1 protein-coding gene is annotated in these 600 nt (G+C 60.8%); it reads left to right on the top strand.

Translation table 11 applies throughout. From position 1 onward, the window contains the following. Positions 1–600: ABC transporter permease (locus NW853_RS12920; RefSeq protein WP_414349219.1), on the top strand; the 600-nt coding region annotated here is incomplete at both ends.

A 600-nucleotide genomic window follows, 5' to 3' on the forward strand; every position in this document is an offset into this window, starting at 1 on the left:
CACCGCCTGGGGGGTTGGAGCTGGCCGGAGGCGCTCATCGTCTTGGGCATGTTCACCATCTTGCAGGGGGTGTCGGCCAGCCTCTTTAACGTCAACTTAAACCGCATCGTGCAGCAGGTGCAGGAGGGCACTCTGGATTTTGTTTTGCTCAAGCCCATTAGTAGCCAGTTTTGGCTGTCAACCCGGGTGTTCTCTCCCTGGGGCCTGGTGGATATCGGCTTTGGCCTGGTGCTGATTCTCTACGCCGGGATCCAGTTGCGGCTGCCGGCCTGGGCCTATGTTTTGGGTCTGGTGCCCCTGCTCCTGGGATTGGTCATCCTCTACAGCCTCTGGTTTATGCTGGGGGCCACCAGCATCTGGTTTGTCAAGATCTACAACGTCACCGAGGTGCTGCGGGGCTTGGTAGAGGCGGGGCGCTTCCCCCTGGTGGCCTATCCGGTGGCCTATCGGCTGTTTTTTACCTTCGTTGTGCCGGTGGCTTTCTTGACCACGGTGCCGGCAGAAACCCTGTTGGGACGAGCCCAGTGGCCGTGGCTTGTGGGATCCGCCCTGCTGGCGGCGGGGCTGTTGGTCGGATCCCATTTGTTCTGGCGCTTTGCC

This window comes from Synechococcus sp. H55.11 (assembly GCF_047462475.1).
Classification (GTDB): Bacteria; Cyanobacteriota; Cyanobacteriia; order Thermostichales; family Thermostichaceae; genus Thermostichus.